Raw genomic sequence first — 19,605 nt, forward strand, 5'->3', positions numbered from 1 at the left:
CTGCTCCCCAAATACACCATGTCCGGGCGCTGCCAAGCGGGTCCGGGCCGGTAATCTGCCGGTGCCGACGAACGGGCCGGAGTGACAGATGAACCGCATATGATGGTCCGGCGATAGCCGGATACAGTTGCTTAGAGAGGACTGTTTGTCATGAGTACAATTGATCTGACCCCCCTGTACCGCACCATGGTCGGTTTTGACCGTATGGCCAATCTCATTGATTCAGCCAGCCGCCTGGACGGGACACAGGGCTATCCCCCTTACAATATTGAGCGTGTCGCAGACGACGCTTTCGCGATTGAGATCGCAGTTGCCGGGTTTTCCGAAGACGATCTCGAAATCGAGACCAATGAAAACCTGCTGACTGTGGCTGGCAAGAAGTCGTCCAGTGAAGACGGCGAAGAGCGCCAGTATCTTCATCGCGGCATTGCCGAGCGCGGTTTCCTGCGCCGTTTCCAGCTCGCCGATCACGTCATTGTGACCGGTGCGAGCCTGCAGAACGGCCTGCTGCGCATCGAACTCCTGCGTGAGCTGCCCGAGGCGAAAAAGCCGCGAAAGATCGAGATCGGCTCTTCGTCGCAACCCAAATCCAAGCCGAAACTGATCGGCAAGCAGTCTGCCGCTTAAGGTTTCTGGCTGACCGCACATAATGAAAACCCCGGACCAGCGGTCCGGGGTTTTTTGTGTCTGGCTGTGGTGGGCAGCCTACTTGTTCGGATTCTGGAAGTAGACGTCCGCACCCGCCGTTTTCAGGAAGTCTGTCAGCGCCTCATTGTCGCTCAGCCGGCGAACGGCCTTCTGCACGGATTTGAAAGAGGTCGCTGTATAGCGCTGTGTCACCTGTTCGAAGGCCTTGCGATCAAGCTTGACGCTGACGCGGTCTTCCTTGGCGATATCCGCTTCAAGTGTGGCCTTGGCCCAGGGAAGATAGGTCTTCGAAAGCTCCTCGGAGAAAATCGGCAGAAGGGTGGGCTTCAGCTCCTCAAGTGACTTGAAGCCGTCGCCCGCTTTCGGGGCATCCATGAACTCGCACCAGGCGGTGACGAAGGGCGCATGTTCGCGCAGCCAGGCCCCCGGCGTCGGGTCCATCAGCATCTGCGAGAGCTGGGCGGCAATCGAGAAGTCGGCCACCGATGGCCGGTTGCCAAAGATGAAGAGGTTATTCTCGAGGTGGGTGTTGAGCAGCGGGATGAAGCGTTCGAACGAATCCTTCAGCGCCTTCTCATTCTTGCGTTCAATGCCGATGAGCGGCAGGCGTTCGCGCATGCGCTTGGCGATCTGGTCGCGCGTCTTCTTCTTGGCGCGTGGCAAATTGCCGTCGAACAACTGTTCCATGGCCCGCTCGGCGGCCGCGTCCCGGTCGGCTTTCTGGCCCCAGCGCTCGCGGAACATGATCTTGTTCAGCCATTCATCGCCATAATCCTCAAGGATGAGGGCGAGCACGGCGCAGGCCGCATCGTCCGGTACGCAGGAGGGCTCCGCATGATCGTTCTCGATGGCCGAAAGGATGTCGGTCGAGTCCTGGTTGGGGGCGCGTCCCGGCGATGTCAGAAGCGGGATCGTCGGCACCTTGGCCTGGGACTGGAACTCCTGCTCCTTTTCCGAGGACCGGCCGACCCATTCGAAATCCACACCCTTATATTTCAGGAAGGCGCGCACTTTCATCGAATAGGGAGAGGTTTCAGCGCCGAAAAGGCGGTAGTCTGACATATCAGGTCCTTTGGAGGTTTACCCCCGGGTCTTAGGCGATGGGGCGGTGACTGCCAAGACATGTTTGACGGTTGCCGGAAGGCTGGAATAGTCAGGGGACAAGCCTGTGACGGAAAGGGTGATGGCATGACTGCGCAAAGACGTTTCCTCGCCTATTGCGACAAGCTGTTCACGCCCTCGGAGAGTTTCATTCCAAGAGGCTATTCGGCGTTCAGCAAGCTGAAGCCCGTCTATATCGGCCATGAAATTAAAGGGCCGGTGCCAGAGGGCGCCGAGGTGATCGAGCTTGGGCCGCTGCACGGGCTTGGCGGTGAGGCCGGCTTCAAGCAGCTGGGCCGCATATCGCGCCGGCTGGAGAAGACGCTGCGCGATCTCGATCCTGTCGCCATACATGCAAGCTTCGGCAAGTCGGGGGCCTATGCGCTGCCGCTGGCCGAGAAGCTGAACCTGCCGCTGGCCGTGACCTATTATGGCGGCGACGCGACCAAGACGGCCAACACAAAGAACAGCCTGTTCAGGGTCTATAACCGGCGCCGGGCCCAGCTTTGGCGGGAAGCCGACCTCATCCTGCCCTGCTCGCGTTTCATCCATGATGAACTGGCGGAAAAGGGCGCGCCGATGGGCAAGATGGTGGTTCACCATAACACGGCTGACCCGGCCCGTTTCGAGCCCGGCGAGAAGCGCGATCTGCTCGTCTTCGCGGGGCGCTGGACCGAGAAGAAGGGCATCGACACGCTGATTGCGGCGCTGGCCCGGCTGGGCGAGGAGCTGGAAGGCTGGACGGTGCGTCTTATCGGCGATGGCGATCTGAAGGCGCCGCTGGTTGAGCGGCTCGAACAGGCCGGCGTGCAGGCCGAGCTTCCCGGCTGGGTGCCTGCAGATGAGATGCCGGCCCAATGGGCAGAGGCGCGCATCGCCGTCGTGCCGTCCAAGCGCGCGCAGTCCGGCGATGCGGAGGGTCTGCCGCTGGTCTGTATCGAGGCCATGCTGTCCGGATGCGCGCTGGCCGCGACGCGCCATGCGGGGATTCCCGAATGCGTGAAGGATGGCGAGACGGGCTATCTTGTCGATGAGGGGGACGATGCAGCGCTGGCGGACAGGCTGGCGCGCATGCTGACCGACAGGGAGCGGACAGCCCGGATGGGCGAGGCCGGGCGTGAGCTGGCGCTTGAGAGCTTCAACCTGCAGACCCAGAGCCGCAAGCTGGAGGGCTATCTCATGGATCTTGCAAGGAAAGCCGGGACCCTTTAGTCGCGCGCCGTCTCCGGTTTTCGCGGGTCCGACTGGTCGGCCCAGACCTGCGGATCTTTCAGGGTGACCTGCCTTTGCTCAAAATCGACGCCCGGGACGTCTTCAAGCGTGAAGGGGACGAAATAGGCCGGCTCGCCAGCCGCCGCGGGGGCGATCTCCAGAAGGTCGCCTGCGCCGAAATTCTGGACAGACTTTACGGTGCCGGCCTTGTTGCCAGCTGTATCCGCCACATTCAGCCCGACCAGATCCTCGACATAGAACTCATCCTCGTCGGCGGGGGGCAGGTCAGAGCGGCTGACATGGAGTTTCACGCCTTTCATCGCGTCCCACTCCTCCTTCTGGCGCGGGGTGGCTGGCGTTACGATGAAATGGTCGCTGGCCGGGCGGTAGCGGGCGACCTTGAGGAGCGGCTTTCCAGCCTCATCCAGCAGGGCATCGAAATCGAAGATGGCCTCGGCCTCGTCGGTGAAGCTGCGCACACGGACATCGCCGCGCACACCATGGGCGCCTGCGAGGGCGCCAACGACAATCAGCCGGGCGGGATCAGTCGGGTTCGCCATGGCGGGCTAGGTAGCCCCCAAACCTGCAGGCGTGAAGCCCTTTGCGCAGCCTAGTAAGGCCGGTTGTATCCCGGCCTTGGCCCATAGCCGCGTCTGGCCGGGCGGATCGAGGTAATATTGTCGTTCAGGCGGTAATACCCTGTCTCGCCGACCGACCGGCTGATGACCTCGCAATGGCCGCGATAGTTCGGGTCGGTGCAGACCTCCCAGGCGCCGCTATTGATCGCGATGGAGGAGATCTTGTCGTTGAAGCGAAGCTGGTTGAGGTGCGGGATTGCGCCATTTACCGGCAGCGCATCGCCGCGATAGTCCGCGTCCTCAAAGAGGACAACCGGCGCGTCATTGCGGCCGTACCGGCCCCCGCCATAGCCGCCGCGGCCGTAACCCGGTCTGTCATCGTAACGCCGGTCGTGCCCGCGCGGGCGATCGCGCCAGCCGCCGCGATCATGTCCCCAGCCGGCGACGGGCCGGATGGAGCTGATATTATCATTGAGCCGCAATTGACCCAGCTCCCCTTCCGGATAGGTCAGGATTTCACAGCGTCCACGAAAGTTCGGATCGACGCACACTTCCCAGCTGCCGCCCTGAATGCGGATGGAGGAGGCGGTATCATTGAAGCGGTACTGGCTGAGATGCGGGATGGGGCCCGTTACGCGGATTGACTGGCCGCGAAAATCGGAATGCTGGTAGAGGATCGCCACACCCTCACCCTCTGCCGGTCCATGACCACGCGGGCCATATTGCGCCATGGCGGGCAGGGTCAGGGCGGCCGTTGCGGCACATGTCAGAGCAATTGTCTTCAGGGGGCTCATCTGTGGTCTCCACATCTTTCTTCTGCCCCCTCCAATAGCAAGACCCGGCTGAACGTCTGGCAACCGGGTCTTCAGGAAAGTGCGAAAGGGGCCAGGGCGTTCCGGGCGGGCCTATTCTGCGGCATCCATCAGGCCGCGCATCCTGTCTATCCATGTGAGCCAGGCCTTGCGGCCTTCATCGGTCAGGAAGACGCGCGTCTGGGGTTTCTTGCCGACGAAACGCTTCTCCTGACGCACATAACCGGCCTCTTCCAGCTTTTTCAGATGGGTCGACAGGTTGCCGTCCGTGGCGCCTACCTTGTCGCGCAGCTCACCAAAAATGGCGGGGCTGACGGAGGACAGATACGCCATGACACCAAGCCGGAGGCGGCCGTGGATGATGTCGTCTATCTGACTGTGATCAAAGGGGTTTTCATTGTCCATTCCGGCTCACCCTACACTACGCTCGAAGGTTCTTCGCGCAGCATGAACAGGCCGGGCAGGAGGACGCTGAAGGCGGCAGCGACGGCGGCGGCGAGGTAGAGCTCGGCGGTGTCGATGATGAGCGTGGTGAGGCCGACAAAGGCGATGGCGAGATAGCCGGCGAGCTTCAGCCAGCTGACTTTTGCGATCTCACCGCTAACCAGTTGCGAGATGCCATAGACGCCAAGGACAAGCGGGATCGACCAGTTGAATCCGATCGAGGCGGCGCCGTCCATGAAGGATTTGATTGTGACGCCGAGGAAGAAGCTGCCGAGCACGAAACCGGAGGCCATCCAGACGGTTTCCGAGACGCGGTTTCCCTCGGAAGACTGGCCGGGTTTGTCTTGCGGGAAGGCCCTGGCGAGGAGGAAATAACCGCCAAGTCCCAAAATTGCGAAGACGCTCCACATGATGCCAAGGGCTTCCGGACCGAGGCCCAGCATGCCGGTGATGATGAGGTAGTGGCCGATATAGGCGGCGGTGACGAGCCCGCCCCACCAGACAAGGAAGCGCCCGCCCAGAAGCGGGGCATTCGCGCCAGCTTCGGCGAGCGCGCGCACATAAGCGAGGTCGTCTGTTGCAGTCTTTGACATTTTCATCTCCAATAACTTTGAAAAACAAAGTGCATTGAGAGGGTGAAATTGTCAATCGGTGTGTGAGGCATGAGGGCAAATTGAGGGGTGATCCAGGGCCGAATTGACGGTGCACCCACGGTGCATGGGTGGTGCATGGGTGGTGCATGGGCGGGGTACAGACAGTGCTGGTGAAAAAGCGCCGGGTGTCGCCGTGAAACTGTGGGAAACCCGCTGTCTATCCCCGGGGATAGAGCCTGTCGGAGAGGCTCAGCCTAGGCGGCGATGGTCAGCTCACCTGCGTCCACATTGCGCATATAGCCGCCCCGGAAGGCGCGCGAGGGCTCCAGGCCGGCGATCAGGCCTGCGGCCGATTCCTTCTCGCCAAGGACGAGAAGCCCGCGATCGGAAAGCTGGCGCGCGACATTGAGCAGAACCTGCGTGCGCGCCGGGCGTGTCATCTCGGTGAGGACATTGCGGCAGAGAATGACGTCGAAGATGCCAAGTCCGTCTGCCGGCTGCATGAGGTTGTGCGTGCGCACACCGACCTTGCTGGCAAGCGCGTGGGAGATCTGCCACTCGCTGGTTTCGAGGCGCGTGAAATGGGTCAGCATGCGGCGGACCGAAAGGCCCTTCTGGATTTCGAAATGACCGAAGATGCCCGAGCGGGCCGAGGCGCTGGTCTTCTCGCAGATATCGGTGGTGACGATCTCGATCTGCACGTCGCCAAGGGTGTCTTGCGGAAGTTCGCTGATCAGCATCGCCAGCGAATAGGCTTCCTGTCCTGTTGAACCGCCCGCGCACCAGATGCGCACACGCCCGTCCGTGGCGCGCCTTGCGCAGTCGGGCAGGACGGTCTGGACAATGCGTTCAAGGGCCGGGCGGCCATCGAAGAAACGGGTTTTCTTGGAGGTCAGCTCAGCGGCGACCTCACCGGCAAGCTTGCTGTCGGGGCGTGAATTGAGGATGTGGACCAGCTCATCGACGCTGGACAGGCCCTCCCGGCGCAGGAGCGTGGCGAGGCGGGCTTCGATCAGATAGGATTTTGTCGGCGGAATATCCTGACCGGACCCCTTTCGGGCGATCTGGGCTATTTCGCTGTAGACGCTCTCATCCATAATCTTGTGTCTATCCGGTCCGGCTCGTCCTGCGTGTAAAAAGAAGATGCCCTTCAGGACATCGCGAGATCTAGATCAATCCGACTTCGGCAAACTTGCTCTCGATGATGTCCGCGTCGAAGGGTTTCATGATGAATTCGTTTGCGCCGGAGCGCATGGCTTCCCCGATATGTTCCGCGTCATTCTCTGTGGAGCAGAAAACGATGATGGGCTTTCGGCCATTCTCCTCGCGACGGAGGGCGCGGATGAAATCGAGCCCGTTCATGACCGGCATGCTCCAGTCGAGAAGGATCGCGTCCGGCATCTGCTGGCGGCAGGCATCCAGGGCTTCTGTGCCGTCGCCGGCCTCGCGAACCTCGAATTTCAGGTCAGAGATAATCCGGCCTGCCACTTTGCGCACGACCCGGGAATCGTCGACGATCAGACAGGATTTCATCTCATTACCCCCAAGACATGCCCGGCAATCGGCCCAGAATGGGCACGTGCGGGTTAATGAGCGGTTTACCCCTCAGCATTCAGGCCGGTGGCCCTGAGCAGGATGCGCTCCTCCTCGGCCTCAACTTCGAGCGATCCGCCAAGCCCCTCAGCGATGATGCGGGTAAAGAGCGGCTGCACGGTGCGGGCCGACCAGCCCTCCTGTGGCTCTGTTCCGGCAATTGCGTCAGCGGTGTCTTCGCGCAGCTTGCAGCGCTGACCGCTGGCGTTGACGCTTATGCCCAGCCCCTCGATCTGATTGCGGACCTTGACCTCGATCGTGCCGCCGCGCGGCAGGCAGTCGATGGCCAGCATCACCATGTTCATGATGAGACGGGCATGGGAAAAGCTCAGATGCTCTGTCTCGATATCCCAGTCGAGGGAGGGCTGCTTGTTGTGACTGGCGACGAAGCTTTCGGTGATCTGCTTGGCATCGTGAATGTCGGCGGCGCCATTGGACAGGCCGACCGAGCCAAAGGCATAGCGCAGGAATTTCAGCTTGCGCGCTGCGCTGTCGGCCCCGTCATGCAGCAGCTTCTCGGCCTGCACGCGCATTTCAGAATCCTGGGGCTCATTCATGAAATCCAGCGCGTTGGTGATGGAGGACACCGACGAGACCAGGTCATGACAGATGCGCGAGGCGATATAGGCGGAAAGGTGCGCCGGATCGATGGTGGCTTGCATGGAAGGCCCCTTGCTGTTCGCGAATTATCGCGAATCTAGCTGATTCGGGCCTTCATGACGCGTTCTATGCAGCGCCGCGCTCAGCCGTCATAGTCTTCGGGGTGGGCCAGATCGTCATGGCCGCTGCGTGCGCTGTGGAAAGTCAGCCAGAAAAGACCGACCGAAAGCGCAATGCTGGCAAGGGCGCCGATGCCATAGGCGATCCAGCCATGCATGCTCATCGTGACGCCGAGTTGCGCCCACATCATGTAAACGCCCGCGCCGGCGAGCACGAGCACGCCGAGCGCGGTGATGATGGCAATCAGGGTAAGACGGTTCATGGGAAGGGGACGCTTATTTCTGCGACCATGTTCCACTGTCATCCATGATATATTCGCCAGGCGCGGCCTGCGCGATCAGCCGTTCGCCCGTCACGCGGGCAACCTGCTGGGGTGTTGTCCCCGTTTTTTCGGCTGTCTCACCATAGGCGGCGCGGCGGCGATTATTGATGTCCTGCACAAGGCGGACGAGCGAGGGATCGGCGCCGCCCTTGACGATGCCGAGATAGCCATCGATGCGCTCACCGACGACCCCCTGATCCTTGGCGGCCTCGATCTGGGGATCGGCCGCCGCAGCGGGGGCGGCGAGCATGACGGACCCGCTCGCGAGCGCGAGGGCCGAGATGGCGATGCGGAAGATATTAGCCATAAGAAGCTTGGTTCCTTGGACCTAGAAAATGTCCGGGTTGGAAGCGATCAGATCCTCGACTTCTCTTTCGAGCCTGACGCGGACTTCCTGTTCGACCTTGACGTTGAGATTGATCGTAATGGGTTCTGTCGGTGCCTGCACGCGAACGGTCGGCGTGCACCCGGCGGCGATTGCCAGGAGGCCCGGTAACAGAATGGCGGCTCTAATCATGTGTTGTGCTCTCATCTTGGCCACAGCTTACACCATAGCGTCTGAACGGGGTTTGAACAGTCAATTGGTCAGGGCTCAGGTGTGGGCGGGGCCTGTTTCGAGGTTTCCTTGTCTTCTGATGGCAGACCGGAAACATCTTCCTCATTAATCTCTGCCAGCCAGTCTGTTCCGGAAATCCGGCGGCTGGCATTGATGAGTTTCGCCAGTTCCGAATCCACTCCGATATTGAAGGCGAAGGGAGCTCCGCCAAGGACATCCGGCGAGACACCGACAAGCCGCAATGTGATCATGATGCTGCCGGTCAGATTTCCGTCCGCGCCGACTTCCAGAACGCTGAACTGGAAGTTCCGCAAGGCGCGGAAGGCAAGATCTACACGCTCATCGGCCTGGGAGGCCGCGTCGGCCACATCGCCGGTATAGGCGATCTTGCCGCCCTCTTCATCGGCGGTCAGGACCGCGTCGCGGACAAGGACGTTCGGGCCGTCGAACTCGACCGGGAAGCGGCCCGAGACAGTGCCCTGGGCCTCGATATCCGGCAGGTTGAAGATCCTGATGATCTCCGAAAGCTCCAGCTCCCGCGCACTGATCTCCACGATGTCGCTCGTACCTGCAATTGTCCATTCCGAGCGGCCAACTTCAAGGCGCCCGCCCGCGAAGGGCCAGCCGGCATCCTCGATCACAGCAGATTGCGGGCCGAGAAGCTGAAAGTGGATTTCACCGTCGCGAAGGGGCAGGCCGGGATTGATCTCGCCCAGCTTGACGGTCTGGCCGGGTGGGGTGTGCAGGTCCAGAAGGCTGTCGAACTCCACGCGCCCGTCAACATTGTTCACCGCACCGACCCGCAGCGTGTCGAACCCGAACTCGTCCACCTCGACATAACCTGTGCCGGAGACATCCCCGCTTTCGATCAGGAAATATGCGCCTGCATTCAGCTGGCCGCGCGCATTGGAGAGGAAGCCGCGCACCTTTTCGCTGAGCGCGGTGGGCTGCAGCCCGCCCGGCTCAAATACCAGATCGCGCGTCTCTACCGAGGCTTCTCCGTCCAGTTCGAGAAGATCGAGGGTCATGTTCGCATCGGCGACAATCTCGCCCGCACGCTGGGTGGAGATAGGGCCGCTGAGTTGCATCAGGCCATTGGAAAAGACGGCGTCGAAATCGCCCCGCAAGGGCTGGTAGAAGGGGTCTTCATGCGTATCGCGTATGACGACATTCTGCGCCGCCGCCGTGCCGGAGAGGCCGCTTTCGGGGAGCGTCGCATCGAAGCGGAGCGCTTCAAGTTCAATGTCGGCGGGTATGAGCGAGCCCGACAGCTCTGTACGGCCTGTCCGGGCATTTATCTCCAGCGGTGAGGCCAGGGCGAAATCGAGCTCTGGACGGGCCGCTGAAATCTGCAGCGTGTTTTCACCGAGGTCGAAGCGGGCGGTCATCTGGCTGCCCGTAATGTCGATTTCCGCATGGCGCGCGGCGCGCCAGTCGAGTTTGCCTGCGCGCAGGGAGAGCTTGCCGCTCGTGTCGGCTGTTGAGAAGGGGAAGGAGAGACTGTCGACCGACACCGAGCCGGTGAGCGCCCCGCCGGCGCGGCGGACCAGACGGCCCTCCGGCGGGCAGAGCTGCGCAGTGAAGGCGCCCACGCGAAGGTCCTGCGGGGTGGTGAAGCCCTGGGTATCGAGGCCGATGCACCGTGTACTGAAGGACTGGACGCGAAGGCTGTCAGCGATGAGAGCCTCGATGCCGCCAAAGACCTTTGTCGGCTTGAAGGACTGACCGAAAAGGTCACCGCTGACCGTGGCTTCGCCGACGGCGCGGATCCGGGGGCCGTCGCCGCCTGTTTCATAGACAAAGCTGTTGAGGTCGCCCGACAGCGACAGGCCCTGGACGGTCCAGGGCTTCAGGGTGAAGCCGCCCGTTTCGATCTGCAGGCCGCTGCCGCCCGTTTCAAGCCGGGTGAGGTGGGCGGTTGCGTCGGGCAGACCGGTGCCATCAAGGGCGAGGACGCCGCTCATCGAAAAGCCTGTCTCTGCAACCTCCAGGGCGGGCACGGCGTCGAATGGCGCAAGCGAGAGGTGGGCGCCATTTTCTGCGGTCACCGCAACATTGCCTGATGAGGCAATCGACCAGCCGGCGTCCGGTGAGCGGGTGAACGCATAGCCCGTGCCGGTCCGGAAATTGGAAAGGGCGGCGCTGAGGCCCCGGCGCAGGGCGGCGGCATGGGCGCCGAAGGGCGGGCCGACGCTGATGCCGGAGAGGAGAGAGGCGCGCGTCTCCTCCGGGATGGCCGCGCCGGTGGCTGTGAGGTCGCCGCTGAGGTCAGCGTGCTGCAGCTCGTCACTCAGCAGGCCCTCTCCGCTGAGCGTAAGGGCCTCTGCGGAAAACCAGGGAGAGATCGCGCTGGCGGTCTCCACCGCGAATGTGCCCGACAGACCCTGAGGCGCCGATTTTCGCGCGCGGGCTCTTTCGGTGTCGAGCGTGATGGACGTCTGTCCGGACGAGACATCCTGCCACCGAAGCGCGCCGGCTGTGCCGCTGAGGCTGAGCGCGCGCAGATAGCTGAGCGGGCCTGGCTCGCCCTCCTTTTCGTCGCCAAGCCGGAGACTGGCCGTGCCATCCAGCTGAAGCGCATGGGCGGAGAACGTCTCGGCCTCGACGTCCCCGATCCCGAGCGCGAATTCGACGCGCGGGCGAAGAGACTGGGCCATCTGCACATCGAGCAGGATCTCCTGCGCGGTGAGAGCCTTGAAGGCGGCCGATGAGATCTGGAGACGGGCGCTGCCGCGAAGCTGGCCGGCGATGAGGGTGAAGTCAGCGCGGCCTTCTTCCAGGCGCAGGTGGCCCTTGTCGGTGCGAAGGTCGGCGGGCTCTATGCGCGCATGGACTTCGGCCTGGAGAGGGAGGTTGCCGGATAGGTCGCCGCGAAGGGTCACCGTGCCGGCGGGGGTGTGGGCCTCAATCCGGGCGTCCTTGATGGTGATCTCCGGAATGGATGGCATTGAGCCCTGGGAGTCCCGGCCGGCGCCGATTTTCTCCAGCCCGCCCAATTCGAATTTCCCCTCTGAAGTGTATTGAAGGCGAAGGACGGGGTCTTGGAGGCGGACCGATGTGACGCGGGGGGAAAAGAGGCCATCCCAGTTCAGGACGATCTCGGCCTCGTTTGCTTCAAAAGGCGGCTCGCCGGTTTCGGTCCGCACCCGGATTCCGTGGACAGAGGCCCCGGAAAATCCAAGCCTTTCGATCTGAAACTCGCAGTTCAGGCCGTTCGACCTGCACCAGCTATCTGCAATACGGGCGGCCAGGGCCTGACGAAACAGCCAGGCGCCGGCCACGATCAAGGCGAGCAGCCCAATCACGGTGCAGATGCCAGCCAACCATGGGCGATTTTTAATCAAAGACGCCATCATTCCGTATCCAGAGGCTGCTTTCCTACCGTTGACTGCAAATAGAATGGAACCACGGGCTTGCAGCCCACCGATCACCCCGGTACCTACAGTGCCGGGGCAGGTTGATAAATCCATTTACCTTAATTGCGAGGTAAGGAATTCAACCGACAGGGGCATAGACTTGAACCGTCTGCATGCGTCTTGCACGCTGGGACCAGGGAGGCCCGTTTCTCGACATGAATTTCTCGCGTAGTACCATCACACTCTCCATGCTGGGCATTGCCGCCGTCGGCACATCGCTCACCATCTTCCATTCCCTCGGCCAGTCCAAAACGGCTGAGGCTCAACCTGCTGCCGCCGTGCAGCTTGCTTCACCGCTGGCTGCAACGCTTCTGAGCGCAGAAGGGTTCGATGCGGAGGATCAGATCATAACGCGCGACGCCACGTTGCAGCCGCGCGAGACGCTGATCGAGCTTGTGACGGAACTGGGCGTTGCCGGTTCTGATGCCTCGCAGTCGCTTCAGGCGATCTATGACGCCGAACTGGTCGATCCGCGCAAGGTGCGCCCCGGTCTCAATGTCACCGCGCAGTTCCGCGGCGATACACCTGACACGGCAGAGCTTGTCTCCCTCTCGCTCAGCCGCGACACCGGTGGTCAGATCCTGTCGCAGCGCATGAGTGACGGCAAGTTCATGTCCATGGTCCTGCAGCCCCACACCCAGCCGGTCGAGCGGCGGGTGGCTGGCAAGATCGACGGAAGCATCTACCAGACCGCGCTGGCCCAGGGCGCACATGACCAGCAGGTCGTCGATTTCGCCAAGATCTTCGGCTATGACCTCGACTTCCAGCGCGACATCCATCCGGGCGACGAGTTCGAGATTGTCTATGAGGAAATGGTCGATGAGCGCGGCAACCGTGTCAGCTCCGGCAATGTGATCTATGCAGCCATCAACGGTCGCAGCCTCGACAAGTCCTATTACCGCTTCACGCCGGAAGATGACGGCGCAGTGGATTACTTCAATTATGATGGCGAGAGCGCCACGAAATTCCTGATGAAGACGCCGATCAATGGTGCGCGTCTCTCCTCGAATTTCGGGTATCGCCGCCACCCGATCTCCGGCTATAGCAAGCTGCACAAGGGCACGGACTTCGCCGCGCCCACGGGCACCCCGATCTATGCAGCCGGCCACGGCACAATCGAGCGGGCGAACCGCTATGGCGGCTATGGCAACTATGTCCGCATCAAGCACGCCAATGGCTATCAGACCGCCTATGCCCATATGTCCCGCTTCGCCAGCGGCACAAAGGCCGGCGCGCGCGTCCAGCAGGGCGACGTGATCGGCTATGTCGGCTCGACGGGCGCCTCCACGGGCCCGCACCTTCACTATGAAGTCCTCCGCAATGGCACGGCGATCAACGGCATGACGCTGGATCTGCCAACCGGGCGCAAGCTGGCTGAGACGCCAGAGATCTTTGCCGCGTTCAAGGAGCGCCGCGATGAGGTCGACGCGCTTCGCCAGTCGGCGCCTTCGCCGATGGACAGCGGCAACATCATGATGGCGAGCCATGACGTCCCGCCGGCGCCCTGAGCCCCGGCAAAAGCTGAGTTGAAATTTCTCCGAAAAGAAGCCCCGGACCGCTCGTCCGGGGCTTTTGCTTTTGCGCACGCGAAGCCGTGCTGGCGCAAGGCGGGGCCGGCTCTCCCGGCGCCTGAAGACCAGCCTTACGCGAGGGCGATATTGACACGTTTTCCAGGGTTTAGTTTGATTGCTATGATTTTTTGGGGTCCTGCTAGGGGAAACACGGAAAAATCAAACGTGTAACTAGAACTGGAGGGGCGAATGAAAGCGCTTCGATGGAGCAGCGGCCTGATCGCTGCCACTGCATTGCTGGCTGGCTGCGGCGGCGGCGCAAAGGGCTGTTCGGGTGTGACGCTTGAAACCGAACAGAACGAAATGTTCGGCAGGATTGACGCCACAATAACGAACAAGACGAATGAGCCGAAACTCGTCACGGTCGCTATCGTCAGCGACGGTGAACGGGGCAAGGAAAACACGATGCGAGTTGATGCCAAGGACGTTGCTGAAACGAGTGTTGGCAATATGACAAAGAGCGTTCGCGAAAGAACCTCGCTCGAACTCGTGCAATGTGAGTAAGTCCGCTTCGGCCCACGAGTAAGTTTATAAAAAAAAGCCCCGGCGCTGGATAACCAGGCCGGGGCTTTTCCTGTTCAGCTTGCGCCAGCCATCTGGCCGGCAGCAGGGCTGCGCCTAGCGTGCGGCGAGCTGGATACGCTCGGACGGCTGGGCGGTGAAGTAGTCGGAGGCCGCATATTGCGTTGCAAGGTTGCGGTGACCGATACGGTCGACAGCCTGGAACATCAGGTCCTGCGCGCAGACTTCATCGACCGCGAGGCCGAGGGTGACGAGCGAAACCTTGCGGCAGGCGCGCTCGGCCTGGTCTTCGAGGTTCTGAAGAACGGCAGCGGCGCCGGCTTCGGTTTCGAGTGCGGCTTCGTCATAGGTGAAAGTTGCCGACACTTTGGAGTAATCGGTATCTGCGTGTGCAACACCGCCGAAGATCGACATGGCGAAAAGAAGGGAGGAGATACGCTTTTTCATAATCGAGCCCTTTTCGATTTGAATGGCTATGGGTCGTTGCCCGCATTTCATGGCCCTGCGTGTTCGCAGGTGCACAACAACACCTTCGCGCCTGCAGCAAAAATTTGAAGGGATATTTGTGCAGCGCACCCATGCATATTTGCGCAGATCCGAGTCTCTTTGGCTGGCGCAGTGAGAAGCTTCACGCAAATGCGCAGCGGAAGGCTGTTGGACAGTTGTGCGCGTTAGCGCCCTTCTCTAGCTTTTAGGTTGAGAGGGAGATGATCCATGAAGAAACTGATTGCGGCGCTTTGTGTAATATTCACTGCAGGATTGCCGTCGTCCGCCGATACTGCGGACCTGTATGGGCGCGCCGACGGCGTGAAGTGGCCGAGCCTGTCGCCAACAGGTGATCTGCTTGCCGTACACTGCTCGCCGCAGGGCCGGCCATCGGTCTGTATCTTCAATATTGCGAAGGGTGAGGACGTCGCATTCATCCCGCTCGGCGGGGAAGTTCGCCTCCAGGGGTTTTACTGGCCGTCCGATGACTACCTCATCATCAATGTCTCCACCTTCAAATCGCTGCAGACCGTGGACGGGCAAAGGGACTATAATTTCCTGCAGGCGCTCTCCTACGACATCGATGAAAATGAGCTCAACGTTCTGCTGAATGATGAGGGGCTCATTATTGACGGGCAGTCGGTCGTGTCCGTTCTGCCGGATGATGACCGGCACGTCATGCTGGCAGCTGTGTCCGTCAATACAAGCCAGAGCGGGCATTCATTGGGCAGTATAAGGCCGGATCGGGGCGGCACGGCCTGGTCGATCGCAACGTTCAAGACGCGGCTTGATAATGGCAAGTCGCGCCGTGCGCGCACCCTGCTGAAGTCCACCCTCAGCGCCTGGTTCGACGCTGAGGGTGATGTTGTCGCTGAAATCGTTAGCCCGGATCGCTCCACCCGGCGTGAGTTGCGCAGCAATAACCGCACGCTGTTCATGTACGATAGCGCCAGCGCCAATGACTTTGCGGTTCTTGGCCTCGATCAGGCGAGCGGCAAGCTGATCATCTTCCGCGATGTCGGCGACGAGGATGGGCTGTATTTCATGTCACTTGAGGATGGCTCCATGGAGCCGATCCGTCTGGCAGGCGTCGATGTCGGCCGGGCCAACCCCGTACGCGATTCCTATACCCGCAGCATTGTTGGGTTCGAGTATTTCGACGGGATGACCCAGCAGGTGTTTACCGACCCGGTCCTGAGCGATGTGCTTGGCCAGTTGAGCGGTGCGCTTGCGGGCAAGCGAGTGAATATTGAATCCTGGAACCGCGACCGGTCGAAGATTGCAATCTCAGCCGCAGAGCCCGGCAGGCCCGCTGACTATTATGTGTTCGACCGGGGTGCAGGTGCGCTGGGGCCGATTGGTTCAGCCGCGTCCCATCTTGCTGAGGCGGCGACCGGGCAGGTCGTGACGCGCGAGATCCGGGCGCGTGACGGGCTTCAGGTTGAGACCTTCCTGACGGTGCCGCCCGGCCGCACGCTGGAGGATGGCCCATTCCCGACCGTGATCATGCCGCATGGCGGGCCTGAAGCGAGCGATGGTCTCGGCTATGACTGGTGGGCGCAGGCGCTTGCAGCCGAGGGATATCTTGTGATCCAGCCTAATTTCCGCGGATCCAGCGGCTATGGGCAGGACTTCCGCAATGCGGGCTTTGGTGAGTTCGGCGGCAAGATGATCGACGATATCGCCGATGCGGGCGCATGGGCGGTGAGCCAGGGCCTTGTCGCAGAAGACGCTTACTGTGTCGCCGGGGCAAGCTATGGCGGCTATGCCGCGCTGATGATGGGGCTGAAGGATAAGGCGCGCTCGCGCTGCCTCATCTCCGTGAACGGTGTCACCCAGCCCTTCGCCCATGTCGGGTCGTTCGAGCTTGAGTCCGAGACCGGCCAGTACTGGGAGCGCTATCTTGGACTGAACCGGTTTGACTCAGAGGCCGAGCAGGCGGTGATCTCTCCCGTGGCGCGGGCAGGCGAATATGACCAGCCGATCCTGATCCTCCATGCCGAGAATGACCTTGTTGTGCGTACGGGGCAGGCGCGTCTGATTGCAAGCGCGCTTGAGGGCAAGCCCGGATTCAGGTCCGTAAGTCTGGGTGAGGCTGACCACTATATGGGCGGCTCGGACGTGCGCGCGCAGGTGCTGCGTGAGACGTTTGCGTTTCTGAATGAAAATCACCCGGCCCGCTAAGGGGCCGGGTGAGAATTTCAGCTCTGTCGCTGCCTGATCAGTTCAGGGCCGCGGCCCCCTTGGCGAAGTCGTTGGGGACGCCATTGATCGAGAGCGCATCGCCTTCGACATCGACCTTTACGGTTGAATTGTCGGCGACCTTGCCTTCGAGAACGAGCCGGGCCAGCGGGTCCTGAAGCTCTTTCTGGATCACGCGCTTGAGAGGGCGCGCGCCATAGACCGGGTCATAGCCCCGGTCAGCGAGCCAGGTGCGGGCCGCTTCGGTCAGGTCGACCTTGATCTTGCGATCGGCAAGCAGCTTCGACAGGCGGGCCATCTGGATGTCGACGACGTGGTCGATCTCTGCGCGGCCAAGCCGTTTGAAGAAGACGATCTCGTCGATCCGGTTGATGAATTCCGGCCGGAAGTGCGCCCGGACCGCCGTCATAACGGACTCGCGCTGGGCATCGCTGATCTCACCGGCGTCGCCGCTGGCGAGCGCATCGGCGCCGAGGTTCGACGTCATGATGATGATCGTGTTGCGGAAATCGACCGTGCGGCCATGGCCATCGGTCAGGCGCCCGTCATCGAGCACCTGAAGCAGCGTGTTGAAGAGGTCCGGGTGGGCCTTCTCAACCTCGTCGAACAGGACGACCTGATAGGGCCGGCGCCGGACAGCTTCGGTCAGCACGCCGCCTTCCTCATAGCCGACATAGCCGGGAGGCGCACCGATCAGACGGGCGACCGAATGCTTCTCCTGGAACTCCGACATGTCGAGACGGAGCACCGCGGTGTCATCGTCGAACATGAATTCGGCGAGCGCCTTGGTGAGCTCGGTCTTGCCGACGCCGGTCGGGCCGATGAAGAGGAAGGAGCCGATCGGACGGTGCGGGTCCTGCAGGCCGGCACGCGCGCGGCGCACCGCATTGGAGACCGCGGCCAGCGCTTCATCCTGGCCGACGACACGCTTCATCAGCGCGTCTTCCATGCGAAGCAGCTTCTCGCGTTCGCCTTCCATCATCTTGTCGACCGGAATACCGGTCCATTTGGAGACGACGGCGGCGATATGCTGGGGCCGGACCACTTCGGAGACGAGCCCGGAATCGGGTTCGCTGCCGTCTTCGGCTTCAGCCTTCTCGACGGCCGCGATGCGGGCCTCAAGCTCCGGAATGACCGAATATTTCAGCTCAGAGGCGCGTGAGAGGTCGCCCCGGCGCTGGGCTTCGGCCATGTCGGCATTGGCGCGGTCAAGCTCTTCCTTGGCAGAGGCGGCGCCCTTGAGCTTGTCCTTCTCGGCCGCCCAGGTTGTGGTCAGCTCGTCGGACTCCGACTGGAGCTCGTCGATCTGGTCCTCAATCGCGGCAAGCCGGTCCTTGGAGGCCTGATCCTTTTCCTTCTTGAGGGCTTCAGCCTCAATCTTGAGCTGGAGCAGGCGCCGGTCGATCTCGTCCAGTGCTTCAGGCTTGGAGTCCACCTGCATCCGAAGGCGCGAGGCGGCTTCGTCCATCAGGTCGATGGCCTTGTCCGGCATGAAGCGGTCAGTGATATAGCGGTTCGACAGCGTCGCGGCCGACACGATGGCGGCGTCGGAAATCCGCACGCCATGGTGGGCTTCATACCGGCCCTTCAGACCACGGAGGATGGAGACTGTGTCCTCCACCGTCGGCTCATCGACATAGACGGCCATGAAGCGGCGGGCGAGGGCGGCGTCGCCTTCGACATATTTACGGTATTCGTCCAGCGTTGTGGCGCCGACGCAGTGCAGCTCCCCACGGGCAAGAGCGGGCTTCAGGAGGTTGGACGCATCCATGGCGCCGTCCGTCTTGCCGGCACCGACGAGGGTGTGCATCTCATCGATGAAGAGGATCACGCCGCCTTCGGCCTGCTCGATTTCCTTGATGACGGCTTTCAGGCGCTCCTCGAACTCACCGCGGAACTTCGCGCCCGCGATGAGCGCGCCCATGTCGAGGGCAAGCAGACGCTTGTCCTTCAGGCTTTCGGGTACGTCGCCATTGATGATGCGAAGGGCAAGGCCTTCGGCGATGGCGGTCTTGCCGACGCCCGGTTCACCGATCAGGACCGGATTGTTCTTGGACCGGCGCGAGAGGACCTGAACCGTGCGGCGGATCTCCTCGTCGCGGCCAATAACCGGGTCGAGCTTGCCCGAGCGCGCATCGGCGGTGAGGTCGCGGGTATATTTCTTCAGGGCTTCATAGCCCTCTTCGGCATTTTCCGTATCTGCGGTGCGGCCCTGGCGAAGCTGCGCGATGGCCGCTTCCAGACCTTTCGTATCGACACCGCCAGCCTTCAGCGCGTCGCTGGCTTTCGAGCCGGACAGCGCCGAAAGCGCGATCAGAAGGCGCTCAACTGTGACATAGCTGTCGCCGGCCTTCTTGGCGCCGGCCTCGGCATCGGCGAAGAGTTTCGCGGTTTTCTGGTCGAGCCGCAGGCCGGAGTCGCCGCCGCTGACGCTGGGCTGGCTGCGCAGCGCTTCGTCGGTCTTCTGCTGGACGAGTTCGGGTTTACCGCCCGCAGAGCGGATGAGGTTCACCGCCAGCTGGTCGCGATCCTCAAGCATGGCTTTCAGGATGTGTTCCGGCAGGAAGACCTGATGTCCCCCTGCAAGGGCGGCCGTCTGGGCCGATTGCAACACGCTTCTGGCGCGTTCGGTATAGGTATCAAAGTTCATTATCTGTCCCCTTTCAAAGGCAGAACTACAGTCATCGGACCAGCAAAGGCTGCGTCCGTTTCGGGTCTGAGAGGTTGGCCCCGCTCAGCGGCGGCCCTTCTCTCGGCAATTATATGGGGAGCAAACAAAAGGGCCGCAAGCACAAGCTGCGGCCCTTGAAGGCAACGGAAAATAAGGAG

At 61.8% G+C, this 19,605-nt stretch carries 19 protein-coding genes; 5 read left to right on the top strand and 14 right to left on the bottom strand.

What is annotated here, in order from left to right; genetic code table 11:
• Positions 1 to 150: 150 nt before the first annotated feature.
• Positions 151 to 627 (top strand): Hsp20 family protein, encoded by a 477-nt coding sequence (locus ABNU55_RS05175; protein WP_290754438.1) that lies wholly within the window; start codon positions 151 to 153, stop codon positions 625 to 627.
• 78 nt (positions 628 to 705) lie between these two features.
• Here the strand turns inward: ABNU55_RS05175 and ABNU55_RS05180 are convergent, their stop codons facing one another.
• On the bottom strand, positions 706 to 1,710 hold the full coding sequence (locus ABNU55_RS05180; RefSeq protein ID WP_290754439.1) for a glutathione S-transferase family protein: 1,005 nt from the start codon (positions 1,708 to 1,710) through the stop codon (positions 706 to 708).
• 126 nt (positions 1,711 to 1,836) lie between these two features.
• Between ABNU55_RS05180 and ABNU55_RS05185 the strand changes: the two genes are divergently transcribed.
• A complete protein-coding gene (locus tag ABNU55_RS05185) occupies positions 1,837 to 2,961 on the top strand; it encodes a glycosyltransferase (protein ID WP_290754440.1) in 1,125 nt (374 codons plus the stop codon).
• Here ABNU55_RS05185 and rimM read toward each other — a convergent pair.
• The 11 genes from rimM to ABNU55_RS05240 form a co-directional block, all read right to left on the bottom strand.
• On the bottom strand, positions 2,958 to 3,521 hold the full coding sequence (gene rimM, locus ABNU55_RS05190; protein ID WP_290754441.1) for a ribosome maturation factor RimM: 564 nt from the start codon (positions 3,519 to 3,521) through the stop codon (positions 2,958 to 2,960). The two genes, ABNU55_RS05185 and rimM, sit on opposite strands and share 4 nt — an antisense overlap.
• A gap of 50 nt (positions 3,522 to 3,571) precedes the next feature.
• On the bottom strand, positions 3,572 to 4,333 hold the full coding sequence (locus ABNU55_RS05195) for a beta/gamma crystallin-related protein (protein ID WP_290754442.1): 762 nt from the start codon (positions 4,331 to 4,333) through the stop codon (positions 3,572 to 3,574).
• A gap of 111 nt (positions 4,334 to 4,444) precedes the next feature.
• Positions 4,445 to 4,756, bottom strand: a complete 312-nt coding sequence (locus ABNU55_RS05200; protein WP_290754443.1) for a transcriptional regulator — start codon at positions 4,754 to 4,756, stop codon at positions 4,445 to 4,447.
• Positions 4,757 to 4,767: 11 nt separating this feature from the next.
• Entirely contained in the window at positions 4,768 to 5,388 is a 621-nt protein-coding gene (locus tag ABNU55_RS05205; protein ID WP_290754444.1) for a hypothetical protein, read from the bottom strand.
• Positions 5,389 to 5,642: 254 nt separating this feature from the next.
• The gene (locus ABNU55_RS05210) at positions 5,643 to 6,485 is read right to left on the bottom strand and encodes a protein-glutamate O-methyltransferase CheR (RefSeq protein ID WP_290754445.1); all 843 of its coding nucleotides are present in this window, start codon (positions 6,483 to 6,485) and stop codon (positions 5,643 to 5,645) included.
• A 70-nt stretch (positions 6,486 to 6,555) separates the two neighbouring features.
• Entirely contained in the window at positions 6,556 to 6,921 is a 366-nt protein-coding gene (locus ABNU55_RS05215; protein WP_290754446.1) for a response regulator, read from the bottom strand.
• Between the two features lie 65 nt (positions 6,922 to 6,986).
• Complete coding sequence (locus tag ABNU55_RS05220) at positions 6,987 to 7,643, bottom strand: histidine phosphotransferase family protein (protein ID WP_290754447.1); 657 nt, start codon at positions 7,641 to 7,643, stop codon at positions 6,987 to 6,989.
• Positions 7,644 to 7,723: 80 nt separating this feature from the next.
• Positions 7,724 to 7,963 carry a hypothetical protein gene (locus tag ABNU55_RS05225; RefSeq protein ID WP_290754448.1) on the bottom strand — a complete coding sequence of 80 codons (240 nt, stop codon included), beginning with the start codon at positions 7,961 to 7,963 and terminating at the stop codon, positions 7,724 to 7,726.
• Positions 7,964 to 7,976: 13 nt separating this feature from the next.
• Positions 7,977 to 8,330, bottom strand: a complete 354-nt coding sequence (locus ABNU55_RS05230; RefSeq protein ID WP_290757296.1) for a YdbL family protein — start codon at positions 8,328 to 8,330, stop codon at positions 7,977 to 7,979.
• Between the two features lie 21 nt (positions 8,331 to 8,351).
• A complete protein-coding gene (locus ABNU55_RS05235) occupies positions 8,352 to 8,540 on the bottom strand; it encodes a YnbE family lipoprotein (RefSeq protein WP_290750353.1) in 189 nt (62 codons plus the stop codon).
• Between the two features lie 68 nt (positions 8,541 to 8,608).
• Positions 8,609 to 11,884, bottom strand: a complete 3,276-nt coding sequence (locus ABNU55_RS05240) for a YdbH domain-containing protein (RefSeq protein WP_290750356.1) — start codon at positions 11,882 to 11,884, stop codon at positions 8,609 to 8,611.
• Between the two features lie 224 nt (positions 11,885 to 12,108).
• Between ABNU55_RS05240 and ABNU55_RS05245 the strand changes: the two genes are divergently transcribed.
• Together ABNU55_RS05245 and ABNU55_RS05250 are read left to right on the top strand one after the other, a co-directional pair.
• The gene (locus tag ABNU55_RS05245) at positions 12,109 to 13,503 is read left to right on the top strand and encodes a M23 family metallopeptidase (RefSeq protein ID WP_290750358.1); all 1,395 of its coding nucleotides are present in this window, start codon (positions 12,109 to 12,111) and stop codon (positions 13,501 to 13,503) included.
• 252 nt (positions 13,504 to 13,755) lie between these two features.
• Positions 13,756 to 14,070, top strand: a complete 315-nt coding sequence (locus ABNU55_RS05250; protein ID WP_290750360.1) for a hypothetical protein — start codon at positions 13,756 to 13,758, stop codon at positions 14,068 to 14,070.
• A 114-nt stretch (positions 14,071 to 14,184) separates the two neighbouring features.
• Here the strand turns inward: ABNU55_RS05250 and ABNU55_RS05255 are convergent, their stop codons facing one another.
• Complete coding sequence (locus tag ABNU55_RS05255; protein WP_290750362.1) at positions 14,185 to 14,535, bottom strand: UrcA family protein; 351 nt, start codon at positions 14,533 to 14,535, stop codon at positions 14,185 to 14,187.
• A gap of 267 nt (positions 14,536 to 14,802) precedes the next feature.
• Here ABNU55_RS05255 and ABNU55_RS05260 point away from each other — a divergent pair, with 267 nt between their 5' ends.
• Positions 14,803 to 16,758: a prolyl oligopeptidase family serine peptidase gene (locus ABNU55_RS05260; RefSeq protein ID WP_290750364.1), complete on the top strand. Its 1,956-nt coding sequence runs from the start codon at positions 14,803 to 14,805 to the stop codon at positions 16,756 to 16,758.
• 37 nt (positions 16,759 to 16,795) lie between these two features.
• On the opposite strand, the gene clpB is transcribed toward ABNU55_RS05260, so the two are convergent.
• The gene (clpB, locus tag ABNU55_RS05265; protein WP_290750366.1) at positions 16,796 to 19,426 is read right to left on the bottom strand and encodes an ATP-dependent chaperone ClpB; all 2,631 of its coding nucleotides are present in this window, start codon (positions 19,424 to 19,426) and stop codon (positions 16,796 to 16,798) included.
• Positions 19,427 to 19,605 lie beyond the last annotated feature (179 nt).

The sequence above is a fragment of the uncultured Henriciella sp. genome (genome assembly GCF_964005855.1).
In the GTDB taxonomy this organism is placed as follows: domain Bacteria; phylum Pseudomonadota; class Alphaproteobacteria; order Caulobacterales; family Hyphomonadaceae; genus Henriciella.